We start from the raw sequence: 1,086 nt of genomic DNA, 5'->3' as shown, positions 1-1,086 counted from the left end.
GATCAACCCAGCACTACCGCCGGCCCCGCCGGCTTGACCCGCCGCGCCGGCCGCGCCCGCACCACCGTTGCCGATCAACAACCCGCCCGCCCCACCGGCTGCTCCCGGTGTGCTGCCGTTGGCGCCATTACCGATCAGCGGCCGCCCCAACAGCGCATAGCTGGGCGCATTGATGGCGTCGAACAGCGTCTGTTCGAAGCTCTGCAGTGGGGTGACGTTTGCGGCCTCGGCCAGCGCATAGGAGCCGGCGTTACCGGACAGGGCCTGCATGAACCGGTCATGGAAGGCCGCCGCCTGAGCGCTGATGGCCTGGTATTCCGCGGCGTGCGTGCCGAACAGCGCCGCTATGGCCGTCGACACCTCGTCTTCTGCCGCGGCCAGCAAGCTGATGGTCGGAGCGGCCGCGGCCGCGTTGGCCGATTCGACCGCAGAGCCGATACCGGCAAGATCAGAAGCGGCTAGCAGCAGCGCTTCCGGGGACGCGATGACATACGACATGCGAGACCACCTACCTACCTAGGTCACGATCAACTGAGTCGTGCACGTGGCCATCGGTCACCGCGCCGACATATCGGCGGACCGAACGATAACCAAAAAACTGGCAGCACATACCACTTTTCCTACAAAGTCCAAAGAATCATCCAAAAAGTTTCAACAGCGTGTCGCACAGAATATTGTGGCCCGCTACGGGCGCCGTGACGCGGGACCTCCACCACTAAAGAGGTGTTTTGCGTACTTGGTGCCGCCGAAGATGGGCGGCCGAAGAGAGCCACAGCAGTACCCGATACCTAGCCGGCGGGGCCGTTCGTTCCGCCCTGACCGAAGAATCCGCCCCCGCCGCCGATGCCGCCGGTGCCGCCGCTGCCGGTCGGAGTGCCGGTGCCGCCGGTGCCGCCGGCGCCGCCGTTGCCGCCGTTGCCGATGAAGGTGGCGTTGCCGCCGTTGCCGCCGCCACCGCCGCTGCCGCCGGCGTTGTTGTTCAGGTTGTCGCCACCGGCGCCGCCGACTCCGCCGATCCCGCCGTTGCCGTAGATCAGGCCGCCGTCGCCACCGGCACCGCCGGCGCCACCGGCCGCACCGGGCCCG

Annotated in this window: 2 protein-coding genes; both read right to left on the bottom strand. The window is 67.9% G+C overall.

Annotation, left to right across the window (positions count from 1 at the left end; genetic code table 11):
- Positions 1 to 498: PE family protein (locus AWC27_RS16010; RefSeq protein ID WP_139837042.1), on the bottom strand; the 498-nt coding region annotated here is incomplete at its 3' end.
- A 290-nt stretch (positions 499 to 788) separates the two neighbouring features.
- A partial coding sequence (locus AWC27_RS31195) for a hypothetical protein (protein ID WP_211281642.1) occupies positions 789 to 1,086 on the bottom strand: 298 nt, incomplete at its 5' end.

Origin of the sequence: Mycobacterium szulgai (assembly GCF_002116635.1) — a bacterium.
Lineage (GTDB): Bacteria > Actinomycetota > Actinomycetes > Mycobacteriales > Mycobacteriaceae > Mycobacterium > Mycobacterium szulgai.
The sequence above is the reverse complement of the archived record's forward strand: the minus strand, read 5'-3'. Positions and strand labels throughout refer to the sequence as shown.